The organism is Mucilaginibacter terrae (assembly GCF_042679325.1).
Taxonomy (GTDB): domain Bacteria; phylum Bacteroidota; class Bacteroidia; order Sphingobacteriales; family Sphingobacteriaceae; genus Mucilaginibacter; species Mucilaginibacter terrae.
Window position 1 is genome coordinate 1 of sequence record NZ_JBHTMJ010000010.1, and the last position, 16,043, is coordinate 16,043.

Genomic DNA, 16,043 nt, shown 5'->3' on the forward strand with positions numbered 1-16,043 from the left:
TCACTCCCACAGCACGTTATCGAACACAAGGAGTTCTCTCAATTCAATAAATAATATTTATTAATTTAGTTATAGTTAGAACAAGAAGGCCTGAAGTATAAAACTTTCAGGCCTTTTTGTTGTAAGGTAGCAGTCAAATCGATTCGAGAGTTATGCGCATTAAAGTTAAACTGCAATTATTAGATGGGTAATCGCTAACAACATACTATCAATCTTATTTGAACCTGGCACAATAGATTTATGAAAACAAATATCTACTCAAGTGCTAAGTTGTAAAATTCCTCATAAAAAAAGCACCCACATTTCTGTGCGCGCTTTGTGTGAAATCCTTTTAAATATATATTAACTTTTAGTAGGCTTAGCAGTTTGGTCAGCAGCTTTTTTGCTTGCTTTTTCTGCATTTTTTTCAGCAGCAGTAGTTTTCTTTTCAGCGGCAGCAGCAGCTTTCTTTTCAGCAGCGGTAGGTGTTTTCTTTATTTTGTAATCCCAGGTGTTAGCCTTGAATTTTTCAATGCTGGCTTCTATTTGTTTTGATTTTACTGATTTGTCCTGATCTGCATTAATAATATCTGCAGCGGTGGCACCTGGTACAGTTGCAGCGGCGGCTAACTGCGCAGTTGTGCGTGCAGCTTCGGAACCTGTTGCCCTATTAATAGTACTCGCATACTTCCTTTGTACAAAAATGTCATCTAAAGTAGTATCGTACAAATTACGATCTGGGTCAGATATGTCTTTGGTAGCAAAGAAATCGCGGCACTGTGGAAAATATAACCAAAATACTGGAGCTTCACCAACAGTTGAGCCAGCAGCCTGAATAGCTTTCAATGGAGCGATGCCAATAATGCGTGTAACCACCATTGAACGTTTTTTATCGAAATAAATATCTTCCTTAGTCCTGAATTTGGTAACATTTTCAGGGTTAAATGCATTTAAAACCATTTGTGAGCTAACCTTGTTGCCATTGGCATCAAACTTATCTACCATGGCGCTATCCTGAAACCTTGATAATGCTGACCTTGAATCTATTCTTTTTGCAAAAGTACTATCATTATTGGTAGCACTTGGTTCGTAAGCGGTAAGTTTGCCTGTTCTAACACCTTCTAATATCATTTCGGCAAGTGTGGCGCCAGGTGTATTTAAAAGGGAATTTTTAGGGTCTTTTACATCAATATCGCGCCATACCCGTTTAAAGAACTTTACATCACGCGAGTTAATGGCAGGGTAATTAAATGCCTTGGCATTAGTGTACATTTCGTTTTTGTAAAAACCATCCATAGGAGGTAATGAGTCGGCCGGAAGTGAATCTTTAACTGCTGTTTGTGCAATAACAGGTGTAGAAGTTGTAACTGGTAAAGTTTCCTGGGCAATTAACGGTTCGGCAGCAACTGGCTTAGTTACTTTTGGTTTGGCTTTAACAGTACTTTTGGCCTTAGTACTTCTCGATTTCTTTTTCTGAGCATCTGCCGTACTGCTTAAAAATAATATACCTAACAAGCAAAAAGCCGTTATGTAAATTTTATGTGCTAAATTTTTCATCTCTTTAGTCGTTGTTTGTGTTGTAGCTCTTTTTTTAGCTAAGTAAAGTTTCAAAGACCCTACAACGGCTACCTATTTAATAATTAATTTTTAGCTATTTTCCTGGTTTTGGTTTGTTCAACAACAATGTCGGGTGCAGGCATTACACATCTGAAACCGATATATGAATGTGATACGTTTTGAATTTCGTAAGCCCTGGTGGATGGAGTAAGCAGATCTGCATTATCTTTCCACGAACCACCACGAATCACTTTACGTTTCATAGCCTCACTTTCTGAATCATCTGCATCATAAAGTAATACAGGATTCAAATCATGAACTAACTCTTTGTATGATGGGCTAAAGGCATCCAATGTCCATTCAGATACGTTACCCATCATGTTATATAACCCAACAGAATTAGGAGCGTATGATTTAACGTGCATGGTAAATGTACCACCATCTTTACGGTAATCTCCTTCCTGCTGCTTAAAGTTTACAGCAAGAGCGTCCACATTCTTTTTTGTCTTTTTATCTCTAATATTAACTGTTGATAGTTGATCAAACTCGGTAGGTTTAAGATCTTTAGAAGCAGCATATTCCCATTGTGCTTCGGTAGGCAGGCTGTATTGTAAGTTGTAAGTTTTAACTAATGATCTGTCTCCAACTGTAGCAAATATCATTTTGCTGCGCCAATTGGCAAATGCCCGGGCTTGTTTCCAGCTTACACCAACAACAGGATGATCTTGATAACCAACGTTGGTGTAATAATTATTATCCATTACCTCCATTTGAGAATTTGGAAAATCTGTTGACCATACTTTGGTATTTGGAGCAACAGCAACAGTATCGGTAATGTATTTACTCGCACCTGAACGGTTCACAGACAAACGATCATAACGATACTTTACAGCATCCTTTATTAAAGTTGGTTTTCCATTTTCCATGGTTAAAATCTTACCCATAAGCAAACCTCTGATCTGCGGATCGGGACTTTGCCACAAAGGTATCCTGCCTCCAACCTTTACCCAATCAATAGTTTTGGTGGTATCGGCAAATGTTGTTACATCAGCAGCAGTTTGATTTTTACCCTTGCTTTTAGACGCTTTTGGAGCCGATGCCTTCTTAATTTTATGAAAATATTTATCATCTTTCAAGAAATCTGTAACAGCAACAGAATCGGCAACCCAATCAACAAATGTACGGTATTGCTTGTTGGTAACCTCAGTTTGATCCATGAAAAATGCACTGACAGTTACTGTTTTTGGAACCGTATCAACAGCCATTGAAGTGTCTGTAACGGCCTCTTTTTCAATAATAGTTCCTGCCGGTACGAAAACCATACCATGCGGAGCTAAAGGAGTTAGCGTTTGTAGCGTTGGCTTTGATTTTCCAATGTTATCCATTCCTTCCAGGCGCTTGTTGGTTTTACAAGACGTAACAGCTAACACAGCTGAAAGGGTAATAGCAATTTGAGAAAATTTAATATTCATTGATAAAGCAATTATATTCAAATAAATTATGGTGTAAAGGTCTTAATTATCTTTTACTTTTAATGTGTAATGATGTTAAGCAGTTGTTAACACTTAACAAGATTTTAAATTTATACATTGATAAATCAACTAAAATTGTGTATTGTTTCTGCAACTTACAAAAAAATCTTCATTAATCATTACAATAATAATAATAAATTCTTTCTCAGTAATAAAACATTATAAAAAAAGGTGATTTAACTGTGCTATTATTCATGTAAATAATTTTAAGTTAAATAATGTTATTTAAACAAAATATTTAATAATTATATATGGAATATAATATCTTTAGGATAGAACAATAATTATCTATTAGGTTTAACTGAGGAGTATATTTTTTTACTTTTATGAATAATAATGTAATAAGTACAAGGTATTTACAATAACTAATTTAAGGAAAGAGCAATTCATAATTTATTTCAATTATTGGGCATACAAGTAAAAACAGAATACGCTATAGTTTTAGGAAATTAGCCTCGATTGTTCAAACCCGAATATATTGCTTTTTTATTATCTTTAAGCCATTCTTTATTTTATCATATACTATGAATACGATTTTAGTTTTTGGAGCATTGGGGCAGTTAGGCCATTGTATAAAAAAGGTAGCTGCAGAAAAGCAAGTTACCGGTATCTATTTTCCAGAAGAGGGTGAGGCCAATATTTTAGATGAAGCCGGGCTGGAAAGGCTGTTTGAAAAATATAAACCACAATTCTGTATCAATTGCGCTGCTTACACAGCTGTTGATAAGGCTGAGGAAGATATTACCACTGCGCGTAAAGTAAATAAGGATGGGGCAGCTAACCTGGCTAAATTATGCAAAACACATAGGGCTACAATGGTTCATGTATCTACCGATTTCGTGTTTGAAGGTAACACGCCCTATCCACTGGTTGAAACCGATGCTACCAACCCAATTAATGTTTACGGCTTAACCAAGTTAGAAGGTGAACAAGCTATCAGCGATGTTTTACCCGAGCATTATACCCTGCGTACCAGTTGGCTGTATTCAGAATATGGTAATAACTTTGTGAAAACCATGCTGCGCTTGGGTGCTGAAAGAGATGAACTGAATATTATTGCCGACCAAATAGGTACACCAACTTATGCTATTGATTTGGCCGGATGTATTTTGGACATTATTGCTGCTGATAATAAACAGTATGGTATATATCATTACAGTAACGAAGGAGTTACCTCTTGGTATGATTTTGCTAAGGGCATATTCGATATCTTTAAAACCGAGGTTAAAGTTAGTCCTATCCGTACATCGCAATACCCTACACCAGCGGTAAGGCCAACGTTTTCGGTAATGGATAAAAGTAAAATTAAATCAACCTTTAATATAGAAATACCTTATTGGCGCGATAGCCTGGAGGTTTGTATTATGCGTTTAAGCGAGCAATAGTATCGTCTACATAAGAAATAATAGAGGGGACATCAGTGGGCAAAAACCATTTGATGTCCTTGTCTTTTTTAAACCAGGTAAGCTGGCGTTTGGCAAAGCGACGCGTGTTTTGTTTGATCATTTCTACTGCGTGTGGCAGATCTGTATTACCATCCAGGTAATTAAATATCTCTGAGTATCCAACCGTGTTCAACGCATTTAAATTTCGGTAAGGAAGCAGTTTTTTCACTTCGTCTACCAATCCGTCTGCAATCATTATATCCACCCGTTGATTAATACGCTTGTACAATTCTTCCCGGTGCATATCTAATCCAATTTTTATAGTTTGAAAAGAACGTTGCTGATAACTGCCTTTACGGTACGATGAGTAGGGTTGACCAGTGCTTTCAAAAACCTCGAGCGCACGAATGAGGCGTTGCGGGTTATGCAGGTCAACACGGTTAAAATATTCCGGATCGGCCAGTTGAAGTTTTTGCTGTAAAACGCTGATGCCCTGTTCTGCAAACAGGTTGTTCAGGTTTTGGCGGATAGACGGATCAATATCCGGCAGTTCATCAAATCCTTCGGTAATAGCCTTCAGGTAAAGCCCCGAACCACCTGCCATCAGTACCACACTATGTTGTTTAAATAACTCATCCAGCGTACTTAATCCCTGCTTCTCAAAATCTCCAACATTAAAAGTGTCGGTAATACTGTGCGAATTAATATAATGGTGGGGAGCCGCAGCTAATTCGTTTGCTGAAGGTTTGGCAGTGCCAATACTCATTTCACGGTAAAACTGGCGCGAATCGGCTGAGAGGATCTCTGTATGATAGTGTTGGGCAAGCGCAATAGCAGCAGCAGTTTTGCCAATAGCTGTTGGGCCGGCTATGCTAATAAGGTATTGGCTGCTATGCATAGGCTGGGATAATTAGCCTCAACTAAATCCTCTCCAAAGGAGAAGATTTAGGAAGTATAAATTTTTTTATTCCCTCTCCTTTGGATAGGGCCGGGGTGAGTTTAATAATCGTCGCTTTTGCCACGGCCACCACCATGATCTTCGTCTTCGAAACCTTCATTATCGGCAAAGTCACCACCAAACTCGTCCTCTTCTTCAGGTACTTCTTCGTCATCTACCACAACGTCGCCTGTAGCCGTTACTTCAGTAAAGTCTTCCGTTTCTTCAGGATTGTATTCCATTTCGTTTAAAAAGTCAAAATCTTCATCTTCGACGGCGGCTTCGGCAGCGGGAGTGTACACATTACCAAACTGTTTTGGTGCCTCGCCTACAGTTTTTATAGTTGCCGGATAAGTTACGCCGGGTGTTTCATCTAATATTTTTACTAATTCTACATGAAAATCAAATGGACGTTCAAAGTTGAATGTATAATAAAACTTCTGGTGCGGATCGTCAATAAAGGCGGTAAGCCTGGAGTTTTCCATTAAAGCTACGCCACGGTTTACTTTGCGTTCGTTAGGTTTAAAAGCAATTTCTTCGCCTTTGGTCCACTGGTCGTTACTGATATAAAAAGAAGAAGAATAATCGGGGTTGTAGCCTATAGATTGATGAATAGCCTGGTGCAGATCGGCAAAAGTATGAGTCGATTTAATATCAACTTCCCTGCTTACATCATCATAATCTTCAAAAGTTACCCTGAACCGGTATAGTGCCATTTTTAGTAGGTTGATTTGGTGGTAAAAATACTGTTTTTAAATTTAATTTGAGTTCGCTACAACTTTTAAGCCAATTTCATGGCCCTTGTTAATTGTGAACTGTAACGCTGCATCATAGGTGTTTGGTATCTCGCCTTCCAGTATAGCTTCACGTATGTGGTTTTTAATTATACCTACTTCCTTACCTTCTTTTAAGCCAAAAATTTGCATAATATCGTTTCCGGTTATAGGTGGCTGCCAGTTACGTAGCTGGTCGCGCTCTTCCACATCTTTTAATTTCTGCTGAACCAGTTCAAAATTCTGGCGGTATTTTTTTACTTTGTACTCATTTTTGGTGGTAATGTCTGCTTTGCATAACAGCATTAGGCTTTCGATATCATCGCCAGCCTCAAACAGCAAACGCCGCACGGCCGAGTCTGTTACTATATCCTGCGTTAAAACAATGGGGCGCATGTGCAGCTGAACCAGTTTTTGCACAAACTTCATACGCTCGTTCATGGGCAGTTTAAGCTGGCCGAATAATTTGGGAACCATGCGCGCGCCGCGGTCTTCGTGGCCATGAAAAGTCCAGCCGTGGCCGGGTTCAAAGCGCTTGGTAGCCGGCTTGGCTATGTCATGCAGTATAGCGCTCCATCGTAGCCAAAGATCATCGGTAGTGGCTGCTATATTATCAAGCACCTGTAAAGTATGGTAAAAGTTGTCTTTATGTCCACGCCCGTTAACATACTCCACGCCATACAGGTTTGCCATTTGCGGGAAAATAACCTGTAGTAAGCCGGTATCCATCAGATACTTAAAACCAATAGAAGGCAGCGGCGAAAGGATGATCTTGTTCAGTTCATCGGTTATGCGTTCTTGCGATACGATGTGAATACGTTCTTTATTCAGCTTTATAGCATCTATGGCTGTTTGGTGAATAGTAAAATTAAGCTGTGTTGCAAACCGGATAGCCCGCATCATGCGCAACGGGTCGTCCGAAAACGTTTCTTCGGGGTTTAAAGGTGTACGGATCAGTTTATTTTCCAGATCGGCCATTCCGGCAAAAGGATCTATCAACTCGCCAAAATTAGCTGGTTGCAGTGCAATGGCCAAGGCGTTAATGGTAAAATCGCGCCGTAGCTGATCGTCTTTAAGGGTGCCGTTTTCTACAATGGGCTTACGCGATTGAACTCTGTACGATTCTTTTCGGGCGCCCACAAACTCTACCTCTACATCCTGATATTTTAACATGGCAGTACCAAAACTCTTAAATACCGCTAATTTTACATGGAGTTTTTTTGCCACGGCCTCGGCAAAATCAATACCGTTGCCAATAATTACAATATCAATATCTTTTGAGGGGCGGTTAAGAAAAATATCGCGCACGAAACCACCTATAACATAGGCCTGCACTTGCTTTTCGGCTGCTGTGGCCGAAAGTACTTTAAATACAGGATGCTGCAAATGTTGTTTCATGATAGGGTTAGTGTAGCCCAGTACTTAATTTGGCCGCAAAGGTAATTACTAAATTTTAATTACACAGATGTAATCATATCAACATTTTAGTTTAACCAAATTAGTACTGCTAATACACAAAAAAACAGCCACGTTTTTAACATGGCTGCCTTACTCACTCTGCATCAAAATCACACGCACAATATGTAAAGAGTTAGGCAAACTTAGTGCCAGCTTTAATTTATAAAAGCATTTAAATTTATTTAAAACGAAGTGTTGGGCTTTCGAAACTTAATAGCTATGTCTTTAAAAATTTCTGTGTTTCCACAATTATGTAATGTAGGGTGTATTGTTTATTTTATGGTCATATTACATTTGCTGCTAACATATTTTACATAACCTGTATATAATGGCTCGTTAACCATGCGCTTTAACGCCCTTACATGCGCGTCCTGTAAATCATTACTCATGCTGCGCAGTTTCATAAATTTTAAACCGGTTGCCAGCGGCAAACAATCATTTTTTTCGGCCATTTCTTTGGTCTTAAGCAACGAATATTCAAAGGCCGCCTTTTCGCTGTCTTCGGGGTTCCATTTTGTGCGGTCTATAGTTAGAAAATAATGGAGGTGGCCCACCTCATGGTACAGCACCACGATTAACCGGTTATCGTCAAAATTAGGTTTAGGCTTATTTAAATAGCTTATATTAATGGTAATAACGCCTTTGGGCGAGGCAAAAGCAGGGCCAGTGCCCGGCTGCTGAACAAATACAAACTTTTTAATCAGCGTATCCTGGGCTTTAATGTACTCAAACTCCCGATAAAACTGGGGAAAGGTTTGCTCACATTGTTTAATGGCGGCATATCCTATGGAATCGGCCACAAAACTGTTCTTTTGTGCACTGGCTTGTATAAAAAAGAAAAGACCCGATAGTATGAATAACAGATAACGCATAATATAAATTTTTGTGAACCAAGTTAAATAATGGTATCGAAAATAACATTCATTTTTTATAAAGATGCTTTTTATTACTTTACCTGCGAATGATTTTTAGCAAACGGATAAATATTATTTTTATATCCTTTAAAACTGATGCAACTATTTGCTGGTATAAAGCACAATATTAGCTTATTACTGTTGCCTTACTAACAGGTAATATTTAAAATAGCGTATGAAAGAGGAATTTTATAGGCATATATGGGAAAAGACGCACGATATCAAAGCCATTCCATCAAACACACAAATAGCGGAGTGGGCTTTAAGCGTGGTTCATTTGCTGTACCCCGAGCATGCGGGGCATAGGTTTAACACCTTGGAGGATTTAACGCTATATACTGCAAAGCTCCACGAAACTTTGGAGGAGATCATTTGCGCAAGCAGCGATTACACGCATGCGCATAGCCAACTGTTGGCGGCTCGTTTTTTTGACCGTTTACCAGATTTATACCGCATTTTAAATACGGACATACAAGCTATATATAATGGCGATCCGGCCGCTCAAAGTGAGTTTGAAGTTATCAGAACCTATCCTGGTTTTTATGCTATTTGCTTTTATCGTGTAGCGCATTTGCTGTTTACATTTGATGTGCCATTGGTGCCACGTATATTAACGGAGTACGCGCATTCTAAAACAGGTATCGATATTCACCCTGCGGCAATTATTGGCGAATATTTTCATATAGACCATGGAACCGGCATTGTTATAGGCGAAACCTGTACTATTGGCCGCCATGTAAAAATGTACCAGGGGGTAACGTTAGGGGCTTTAAGTGTACGTAAAAATATGGCAGGTACCAAGCGGCACCCTACGGTTGAAGACCGGGTGGTGATCTACTCGGGCGCAACCATTTTGGGTGGTGATACTGTGATAGGGCACGATAGCGTAATAGGTGGCAATGTTTGGCTAACTCAAAGTGTAGCTTCGCATTCTACCGTGTACCATACCCCGATGATAACGGTACAAAGTATAACCGAAAGCATTTAAAATTTATTACAATAAAAATTATGGCAGGTATTATAGACTTGATAGGCAATACGCCGCTGGTGGAGATAGCCAAACTTAACCCAAACCCTAACGTAAAGATCTTCGCCAAACTGGAAGGCCATAACCCCGGGGGTAGTGTAAAAGACCGTGCATCGCTAAATATGATACGCAGTGCTGTAGAGCGTGGCGAAATTAAAGAAGGTACCAAATTGGTGGAGGCTACCAGCGGTAACACCGGCATAGCCCTGGCTATGATAGCGAGCCTTTTTAATTTAGATATTGAGCTGGTAATGCCCGCAAACTCTACACGCGAACGCACCCTTACAATGGAGGCCTTTGGTGCTAAAGTCACTTTACTGGAAAGTATTGAAATTTGCCGCGATTATGCTGAAGAAAAAGGTGCTACCGAGGGCTACTATCTGCTCAACCAATTTGCCAACGCCGATAACTATATGGCACATTACAAAACCACAGGTCCTGAATTATGGCGCGATACCGAAGGCCGGATCTCTCATTTTGTAAGTTCGATGGGGACTACGGGTACTATTATGGGCTGTTCAAAATACCTGAAAGAGAAAAACGCCGATATACAAATTGTGGGTTGCCAGCCTACCGAAGGTTCATCCATTCCTGGCATACGCCGCTGGCCCGAGGCTTACCTTCCCAAAATATTCGACCCAAGCCGGGTAGACCGCGTGCTGGATGTATCAGAAGCCGAATCGACAGCAATGGCCCGGCAATTGGCCAGGATTGAAGGCGTGTTTTCGGGTATGAGCACGGGTGGCGCTTGCACGGCTGCCATAAAACTGGCCCAAGAACTACAGGAAGGCCTCATTGTATTTATAGCCTGCGACAGGGGCGACAGGTATTTGAGCAGTGCGTTATTTGGGTAAGTTTTTTTCATCCCTCCTTGGGGAGGGCATGGAGGGGTTTGATGTAAATTAATGGCGTAACCCCTCCGTGCCTCCCTCAAACCAGCCGCACCTCTCCCCCAGGAGCAATTTTGACAACGGCAATAATATTATGCTATAACAAGCTTGGATTAAAGGCTCTCAATCATTCACTTTCGCAAGGTTATTATCGCAGTCTTCGTTGGGTTCTACGTCTAAATCACTTTTACCGGTAGAGGAACTGGTTATTAATTGAAATTCGTTTTATGGAAAGCTTTCCTATTCTGTTTCGGGGTTGCTGGTTTCGCCAAAGCCTTTCGCTTCGGTGTCGGGTTCAATAAAATCCGGCAGCTTGTTTTCTTTCCTGATTTTTAGGGTCTGTAGTATGCATGGTCAATAGTTCTGTTTCAATTAAAGAACCACCTATTTACTACAATGTATGTTTGATAAGGGTTTTACAGGCTGTTTACCAACTTTTGCTATCAAATCTCCCCGCTGATCCAATCTCTAAACTCTCCTACCGAATAAAAGATCCAGTCAGGGTTTAGGAGTTCTAATTCGTTAACGTTAGCGGTACCTGCCCAGGCTGCGGCGGCTATAGGAATGGTTAGTTGCTGGCAATAGGTAATATCGCTTGACGCATCGCCTACATAAATGGTGTTGGTAATATTGCTGTTGAGGCGGTCTAATACGTTAATCAGTCCATTAACTTTGTTAGGCCCCTCGGGCGATCCGGTTTCCAGTATCTCGAAGTATTCTGCTAAACTAAATCTATCTAACGAAATGCGGGTACTATGCTGCCCTTTACCGGTAATCATAGCCAGTTTCACACCATTGTCCTTCAAAAGCTCCAGCAATTCTTTAATGCCCTCAAATGCAACGGGGCAAGTATCATGCATGTCGGCATAATTTTGGACGTAGGCTTTAACACCTTCTTCCTCGTGTTCGGGTATAAGTTTGCGGATGGTGCCCTCTTCCGAAGGGCCGAAGCTGGCAATAATCTCTTCATCGCTAACGCTTCTTTGTAGCAGGGGCTCAATGCTTTTTCGGAAGGCAGCTATACATAAAGGTAGTGTATTGGCAATGGTGCCGTCTAAATCAAAAATTACCGCTTCAATTTTCATCTTGGTCTATTTAACGCAAATAACCGTAAAAAGTATGTTTTACGAATGAATGTTTAAGTAGTAGTAGTCCAACCCCAGCTCAATCAAGCGTCATGCTAAAATCTACTATCATGCTGATGAATCTCAGCATCTCAGCTGCAAATTAGCCCGTTAATTACTGTTTACATCTTCAACCGTTATAATGAGTTGCTAAACAAAGTTCGGCATCACTATTATTGCCACAACAAAAAAAAGGAACCACCTTGCGGCAGTTCCCACAAAACACATCAAAAATAGCTTTACTTTGCCGCAGCGTATAACTGGTTAAACAATAGTTTAAACGTACCATGTGCCTGTGCCCTGAAAGTGATCTCGGGACCAAACACATATAGTTTACCGGCACCTACTGGGGCCATAAATGCGGCCACATTGTTTTGTAGATATTTTTGTCCCCATGCCCAGCCGCTGCGCAATGGCGTGGCGCTGGTGTAGGTAGCCAACGGTTTAAGGCTGCCATCGGATAGTTTAAATACCGGGCTGCTATCAAACTGTACATCGCCGGTGGCAGGCATACCCCAGGTTGCAGGTTGGGTGGTATCGTAAGTTACCTGTAAAACACTGCCTGGTATGTAAAATTTATCGCCTGGTAGTGGTCTTTCTTGTCCGCCAATAGTTTCAACCAATGCATTGCTTACCGGTAATTTAAGGTGATAGGCCAGGTTGGCACTGCTGCCAATAGTTACGATGTTACCACCTGCTTCTAAAAAGGCTTTTAATTGCGGTACAGATTTATCGGCAGTTACACGCCCGGTTTGAGTGCGGTACTCGGCTGGTAATTCTTCTGGTGATGGTGTGCGTCCGCCAAATTCACCAAAGCCGCCAGCGCGCACGTTGGCCGAAGGGATAGCACCGCCTACAAATACCAGCACGTCAAATTTGTTCTTCAGGTTTCCGGCATCAATTTCCTGTGCGTACACACGCTCAAAAGTAAAGTGCTGCTGCTCAAATAACCAGCGCACCCAGCCCGATGGTATGGAACCGCCATAAGTGTCCCATAAACCAATACGTAAGTTTTTAACCTTGATGGCACCTTTAGGGGCTTTAGCCAATGTAGTTGCCTTTACACCCAAAATAGCATCGGTACCTAAAACGGTTTTGGCTTGCGCTGATGCCGGGATGTAAAACGCACCGCTTTCGGCAGGCACACGGTAAACTTCGGCACCGGCTTTAAGCAGGTCATTTACAATAGTAAAACTGTTGTTTACTGCCGAACTCAGCATATAGCCGCCTTTGGCAACTGAAGCAGCAGTTTGCACCGGTGGGTTTTGCAATTCGCCGTATGGTACCGGTTTAAAAGGACCATCGAAACTTTCCATCATGCGGTCGAATTTAACGCCCATTTGAAAAGCCAGTGTCCAGCCCGCATTATCGTACGGGCGGATAGGAGGACCTCCGGGGTATTGAAAATCGTTAGGGTGATCCTGCGGCTCAAACATATCCAGGATATGCGGACGAAAAGCCTGATCGGTTTTTACCACGTACGAACCGGCAGGATAGCTTATGCCATTCACCTTAAACTCAGCTGTTGATTTTTGTATCAGGATACCAGCACGTACGAGCGTATTAATAAACTTAACCGCTGTAGGAAAATCGGTTTGATTAGCCGGAATTATATAACCACGCGGGTCGCGTAGGGTAGGGTCTTTTAAAACCTGGTCGTAATATTTAACAGGTACACCAGCATTACGGCCACCGCCTAAACCACCTCCAGCGCCACCTGACGTAGGGGGAGGTGTATCTTTACGATAAGCTGCATTAATAGAGTCGGCACGTTTAGGCGAAAGCGTCCAATTGTCTTTATTACCACGATTGATAGAGTTTTTACCCATGATGTACATGTTGTATAGCATTTGATCGCGCTGGCGTACGGCATAACCCAATACAGCGTAGTTTAAGGATAACGAATAATCGATAGACTGCTTATAATGCCAGCTTTGCGGGGTTACCGGGTAAGGCGTGTTACTGCTGGGCACCAAACGCTCGGGTACTAAAGGTACTGTGGCTGGTGTAGGGCTGCCAATAATTTCGGTTAACAAACCTACCATGTTGTGGAAATAGGTAGTGGTACGTAAACCTCCGTTCCACCAGGTAGAAAAACTGGTACCGTTACGCTCGGTATAACCCGGCTTGTTCTCGGCATTCAAACGGCTGCTCATGGCAGCGCCCAAAGCATCAATACTGGTAACCAGCAAAGGGTCGTAAACGTAATTGAACGGGTCGCGGTACGGCGGACCAGCCACTACAGATCCGGCGGGACCGGTTTGGTGGTGGTTATATACCACTTGCGGCAGCCACTCCAAATATTGCTGACGCGTAATATTTTGCGATTCTTTCATGTTCATCATAAAAAAATCGCGGTTGTTATCGTGCCCAATGTATTTCTCGTAAAGGCGCGGAATGTTCATATTACGCTTGGCCGGGTCTTTTTGGCTCATGTACCAGTTACTCACCAGTTCTTGCCCGTCGGGGTTGGCATGCACCAACAATATTACGGCATCATTTAAAATGCGCATCGTTTCGGCATCGGTACGGCTCACTAATTCGTAAGCGGTTTCTATCAATTGATGGGTACCCACGGTTTCGGTTGCATGCAGGCCGCCGTCTATCCACACTATGGCCTTGCCTTGTGCGGCTAAAGCCTTGGCCTGGTCGTCGGTTAAACCTTCGGCACGGGCCAACTTGCGCGAAATGTCCTTGTATTTATCTAAGTTCTTAATGTTTTCGGGCGATGAAACAATGAGCATCCACTGGTGACGTCCTTCTTCGGTTAAGCCAATATCAACCAGTTTGGTACGCGGCGAGGCCGATAGCTTTTTAAAGTAAGCTTCAGTTTGCGTGTAGTTAGCCAGTTGATAATCGTCACCAATGTTAAAGCCGAAATGCGCTTTGGGCGAGGGGACGTTTTGAGCCTGGGCGGCCGTGGCAAGCCATAACGAAAAGGCCAGCGTACCAAGTAAGTTTAGTTTCATCAGGAATAAATAGTTTTAGTTTGACTTTACTAATTTAAAAAATTAAGTACTTGGTGCATGTAACTTTTTTGTGTTGAAAGAGTTAGGGAGTCCGTTAGTCCGCGAGAAGTAGGAAGAGGAGAAAGTCCAGAAGCAGGATTAACTTCATCCATCCGGGGGGAGGGCAGGGAGGGGTTTAGCAAAGAGGCTGATCTTGTGATCAAACCCCTCCCCGCCAACGCACATCCAACCGCACCCCTCCCCAAGGAGGGAAGTTGAAAAAATGAAAACAATACTTCTCATCCCGTATCGCCACTAACGGACTAACGGACTAACGGACTAACGACTAAAAACTCCGTACTTCATTTCTTTTCTTAAACCAGCAAAACAACTTTACCGCCGCATTGGTTGTTACAATAACAGCCTTTAAACAGGTTGTGTTTAATTCAAACACTAAACTGTATTGCCATGAAAAATTATGAAACCTTAGTGGACGCCACTAACGATTTAATGCAAAGAGGATACACCGCTAACCTGAGTTTTGAGGATGATGGTGAAACTATAGATGATAAAAGCAATAACATACACATGCATGCCGAAGACTTTGAGGTAGATGAGTTCTTCCGTTTTGAAGGCGCCAGTAATCCTTCAGATATGTCTATCGTATATGCCATATCATCGGCTAAGTATAATTTAAAAGGAGTTTTGGTTGATGCCTATGGCACCTATGCCAACACCAGTACCTCGGCTATTGAGGCCAAATTGCACCACCACCAGGTGAGCGATAACCTGCATGGCGAAGATCGTCCTAAAGAATAATAAAAATAATTATTAGTGCTGTAAAGTGCTGAGTAAACGGCAGCCTGTAGTTTGTATAGCGGGGCTGCCGTTTTGCATTAAGTATCTTAGCTGGTTTTGCAATTCTTCGGCAATCCAGGGGTAGCTATACCTTAAATTACATAACGTTTCGCTGGCGCAAACCTTTACGGCTATTTTTATCTTGGGATCTATCAGCCAGTCGAAGCACAATTCTACCATTGGTTCCAGGTCTGTTATGGCAAATGAAGCTACAAAATCCTGATCTTTAGTGCAGTACATAAAAATACGGGCATAGTGTCGCTTGCAGCTTGGGTTTTTATTTTGCCTGGCATAGTTTAAAAAGAGTGGTAAATTGCCGGCAAAATTCGATGGCTCAAATGCGATTATGGTGTCTAACAACCACACGGCATGAAAAGCCGTTTGCGTATCTTGGTGAAGAGTTAAATTTAAGAGGTCTGTTAAAACAAAGCCTTTATAAGACACTTCCATCGCCAGGTCGTATATCCAGTTTTTATAACGGGGGCGCTTCAGCAGCTTTAGTAACGAAACAGGGTTTAACATTTACTTTCAAATATAAAAAATTGGTTTAATAGATTATGTAACGGCTTTGTTAATATAGATATTGGTTTTTAAAAATAAATTATAGCTATAATAGCGTTTCAAAAGCGTTAGGCTTTATTTACTTAGCTAACCAATAAAC

Annotated in this window: 13 protein-coding genes; 4 read left to right on the forward strand and 9 right to left on the reverse strand. The window is 41.5% G+C overall.

The window, feature by feature from the left end; all coding sequences use genetic code 11:
* Window positions 1–342: 342 nt before the first annotated feature.
* On the reverse strand, window positions 343–1,536 hold the full coding sequence (gene porN / locus ACFQ3S_RS08555; protein WP_377163318.1) for a type IX secretion system ring subunit PorN/GldN: 1,194 nt from the start codon (window positions 1,534–1,536) through the stop codon (window positions 343–345).
* An 83-nt stretch (window positions 1,537–1,619) separates the two neighbouring features.
* Window positions 1,620–3,008, reverse strand: coding sequence for a T9SS ring complex lipoprotein PorK/GldK (gene porK / locus ACFQ3S_RS08560; RefSeq protein WP_377163320.1), 1,389 nt, complete (start codon window positions 3,006–3,008; stop codon window positions 1,620–1,622).
* A 584-nt stretch (window positions 3,009–3,592) separates the two neighbouring features.
* Here porK and rfbD point away from each other — a divergent pair.
* Window positions 3,593–4,453, forward strand: a complete 861-nt coding sequence (gene rfbD / locus ACFQ3S_RS08565) for a dTDP-4-dehydrorhamnose reductase (protein ID WP_377163322.1) — start codon at window positions 3,593–3,595, stop codon at window positions 4,451–4,453.
* On the opposite strand, the gene miaA is transcribed toward rfbD, so the two are convergent.
* From miaA to ACFQ3S_RS08585, 4 genes are all read right to left on the reverse strand, one after another.
* Window positions 4,431–5,351, reverse strand: coding sequence for a tRNA (adenosine(37)-N6)-dimethylallyltransferase MiaA (gene miaA, locus ACFQ3S_RS08570; protein WP_377163324.1), 921 nt, complete (start codon window positions 5,349–5,351; stop codon window positions 4,431–4,433). The genes rfbD and miaA overlap by 23 nt on opposite strands.
* 101 nt (window positions 5,352–5,452) lie before the next feature.
* A complete protein-coding gene (locus ACFQ3S_RS08575; protein WP_377163326.1) occupies window positions 5,453–6,106 on the reverse strand; it encodes an IS1096 element passenger TnpR family protein in 654 nt (217 codons plus the stop codon).
* A 42-nt stretch (window positions 6,107–6,148) separates the two neighbouring features.
* Complete coding sequence (locus tag ACFQ3S_RS08580; RefSeq protein ID WP_377163328.1) at window positions 6,149–7,561, reverse strand: CCA tRNA nucleotidyltransferase; 1,413 nt, start codon at window positions 7,559–7,561, stop codon at window positions 6,149–6,151.
* A gap of 332 nt (window positions 7,562–7,893) precedes the next feature.
* The gene (locus ACFQ3S_RS08585) at window positions 7,894–8,493 is read right to left on the reverse strand and encodes a hypothetical protein (RefSeq protein ID WP_377163330.1); all 600 of its coding nucleotides are present in this window, start codon (window positions 8,491–8,493) and stop codon (window positions 7,894–7,896) included.
* 217 nt (window positions 8,494–8,710) lie between these two features.
* Between ACFQ3S_RS08585 and ACFQ3S_RS08590 the strand changes: the two genes are divergently transcribed.
* Together ACFQ3S_RS08590 and cysM are read left to right on the forward strand one after the other, a co-directional pair.
* Complete coding sequence (locus tag ACFQ3S_RS08590; protein WP_377163332.1) at window positions 8,711–9,523, forward strand: serine O-acetyltransferase; 813 nt, start codon at window positions 8,711–8,713, stop codon at window positions 9,521–9,523.
* A gap of 20 nt (window positions 9,524–9,543) precedes the next feature.
* A complete protein-coding gene (cysM, locus tag ACFQ3S_RS08595) occupies window positions 9,544–10,416 on the forward strand; it encodes a cysteine synthase CysM (protein WP_377163334.1) in 873 nt (290 codons plus the stop codon).
* Window positions 10,417–10,895: 479 nt separating this feature from the next.
* On the opposite strand, the gene ACFQ3S_RS08600 is transcribed toward cysM, so the two are convergent.
* The gene (locus ACFQ3S_RS08600) at window positions 10,896–11,537 is read right to left on the reverse strand and encodes an HAD family hydrolase (RefSeq protein WP_377163336.1); all 642 of its coding nucleotides are present in this window, start codon (window positions 11,535–11,537) and stop codon (window positions 10,896–10,898) included.
* 278 nt (window positions 11,538–11,815) lie between these two features.
* Window positions 11,816–14,545: a M14 family metallopeptidase gene (locus ACFQ3S_RS08605; protein WP_377163338.1), complete on the reverse strand. Its 2,730-nt coding sequence runs from the start codon at window positions 14,543–14,545 to the stop codon at window positions 11,816–11,818.
* 447 nt (window positions 14,546–14,992) lie between these two features.
* Here ACFQ3S_RS08605 and ACFQ3S_RS08610 point away from each other — a divergent pair, with 447 nt between their 5' ends.
* Complete coding sequence (locus ACFQ3S_RS08610; protein ID WP_377163340.1) at window positions 14,993–15,343, forward strand: phosphoribosylpyrophosphate synthetase; 351 nt, start codon at window positions 14,993–14,995, stop codon at window positions 15,341–15,343.
* A gap of 12 nt (window positions 15,344–15,355) precedes the next feature.
* Here ACFQ3S_RS08610 and ACFQ3S_RS08615 read toward each other — a convergent pair whose 3' ends face one another.
* A complete protein-coding gene (locus ACFQ3S_RS08615; RefSeq protein ID WP_377163342.1) occupies window positions 15,356–15,904 on the reverse strand; it encodes a hypothetical protein in 549 nt (182 codons plus the stop codon).
* Between the last annotated feature and the right edge of the window lie 139 nt (window positions 15,905–16,043).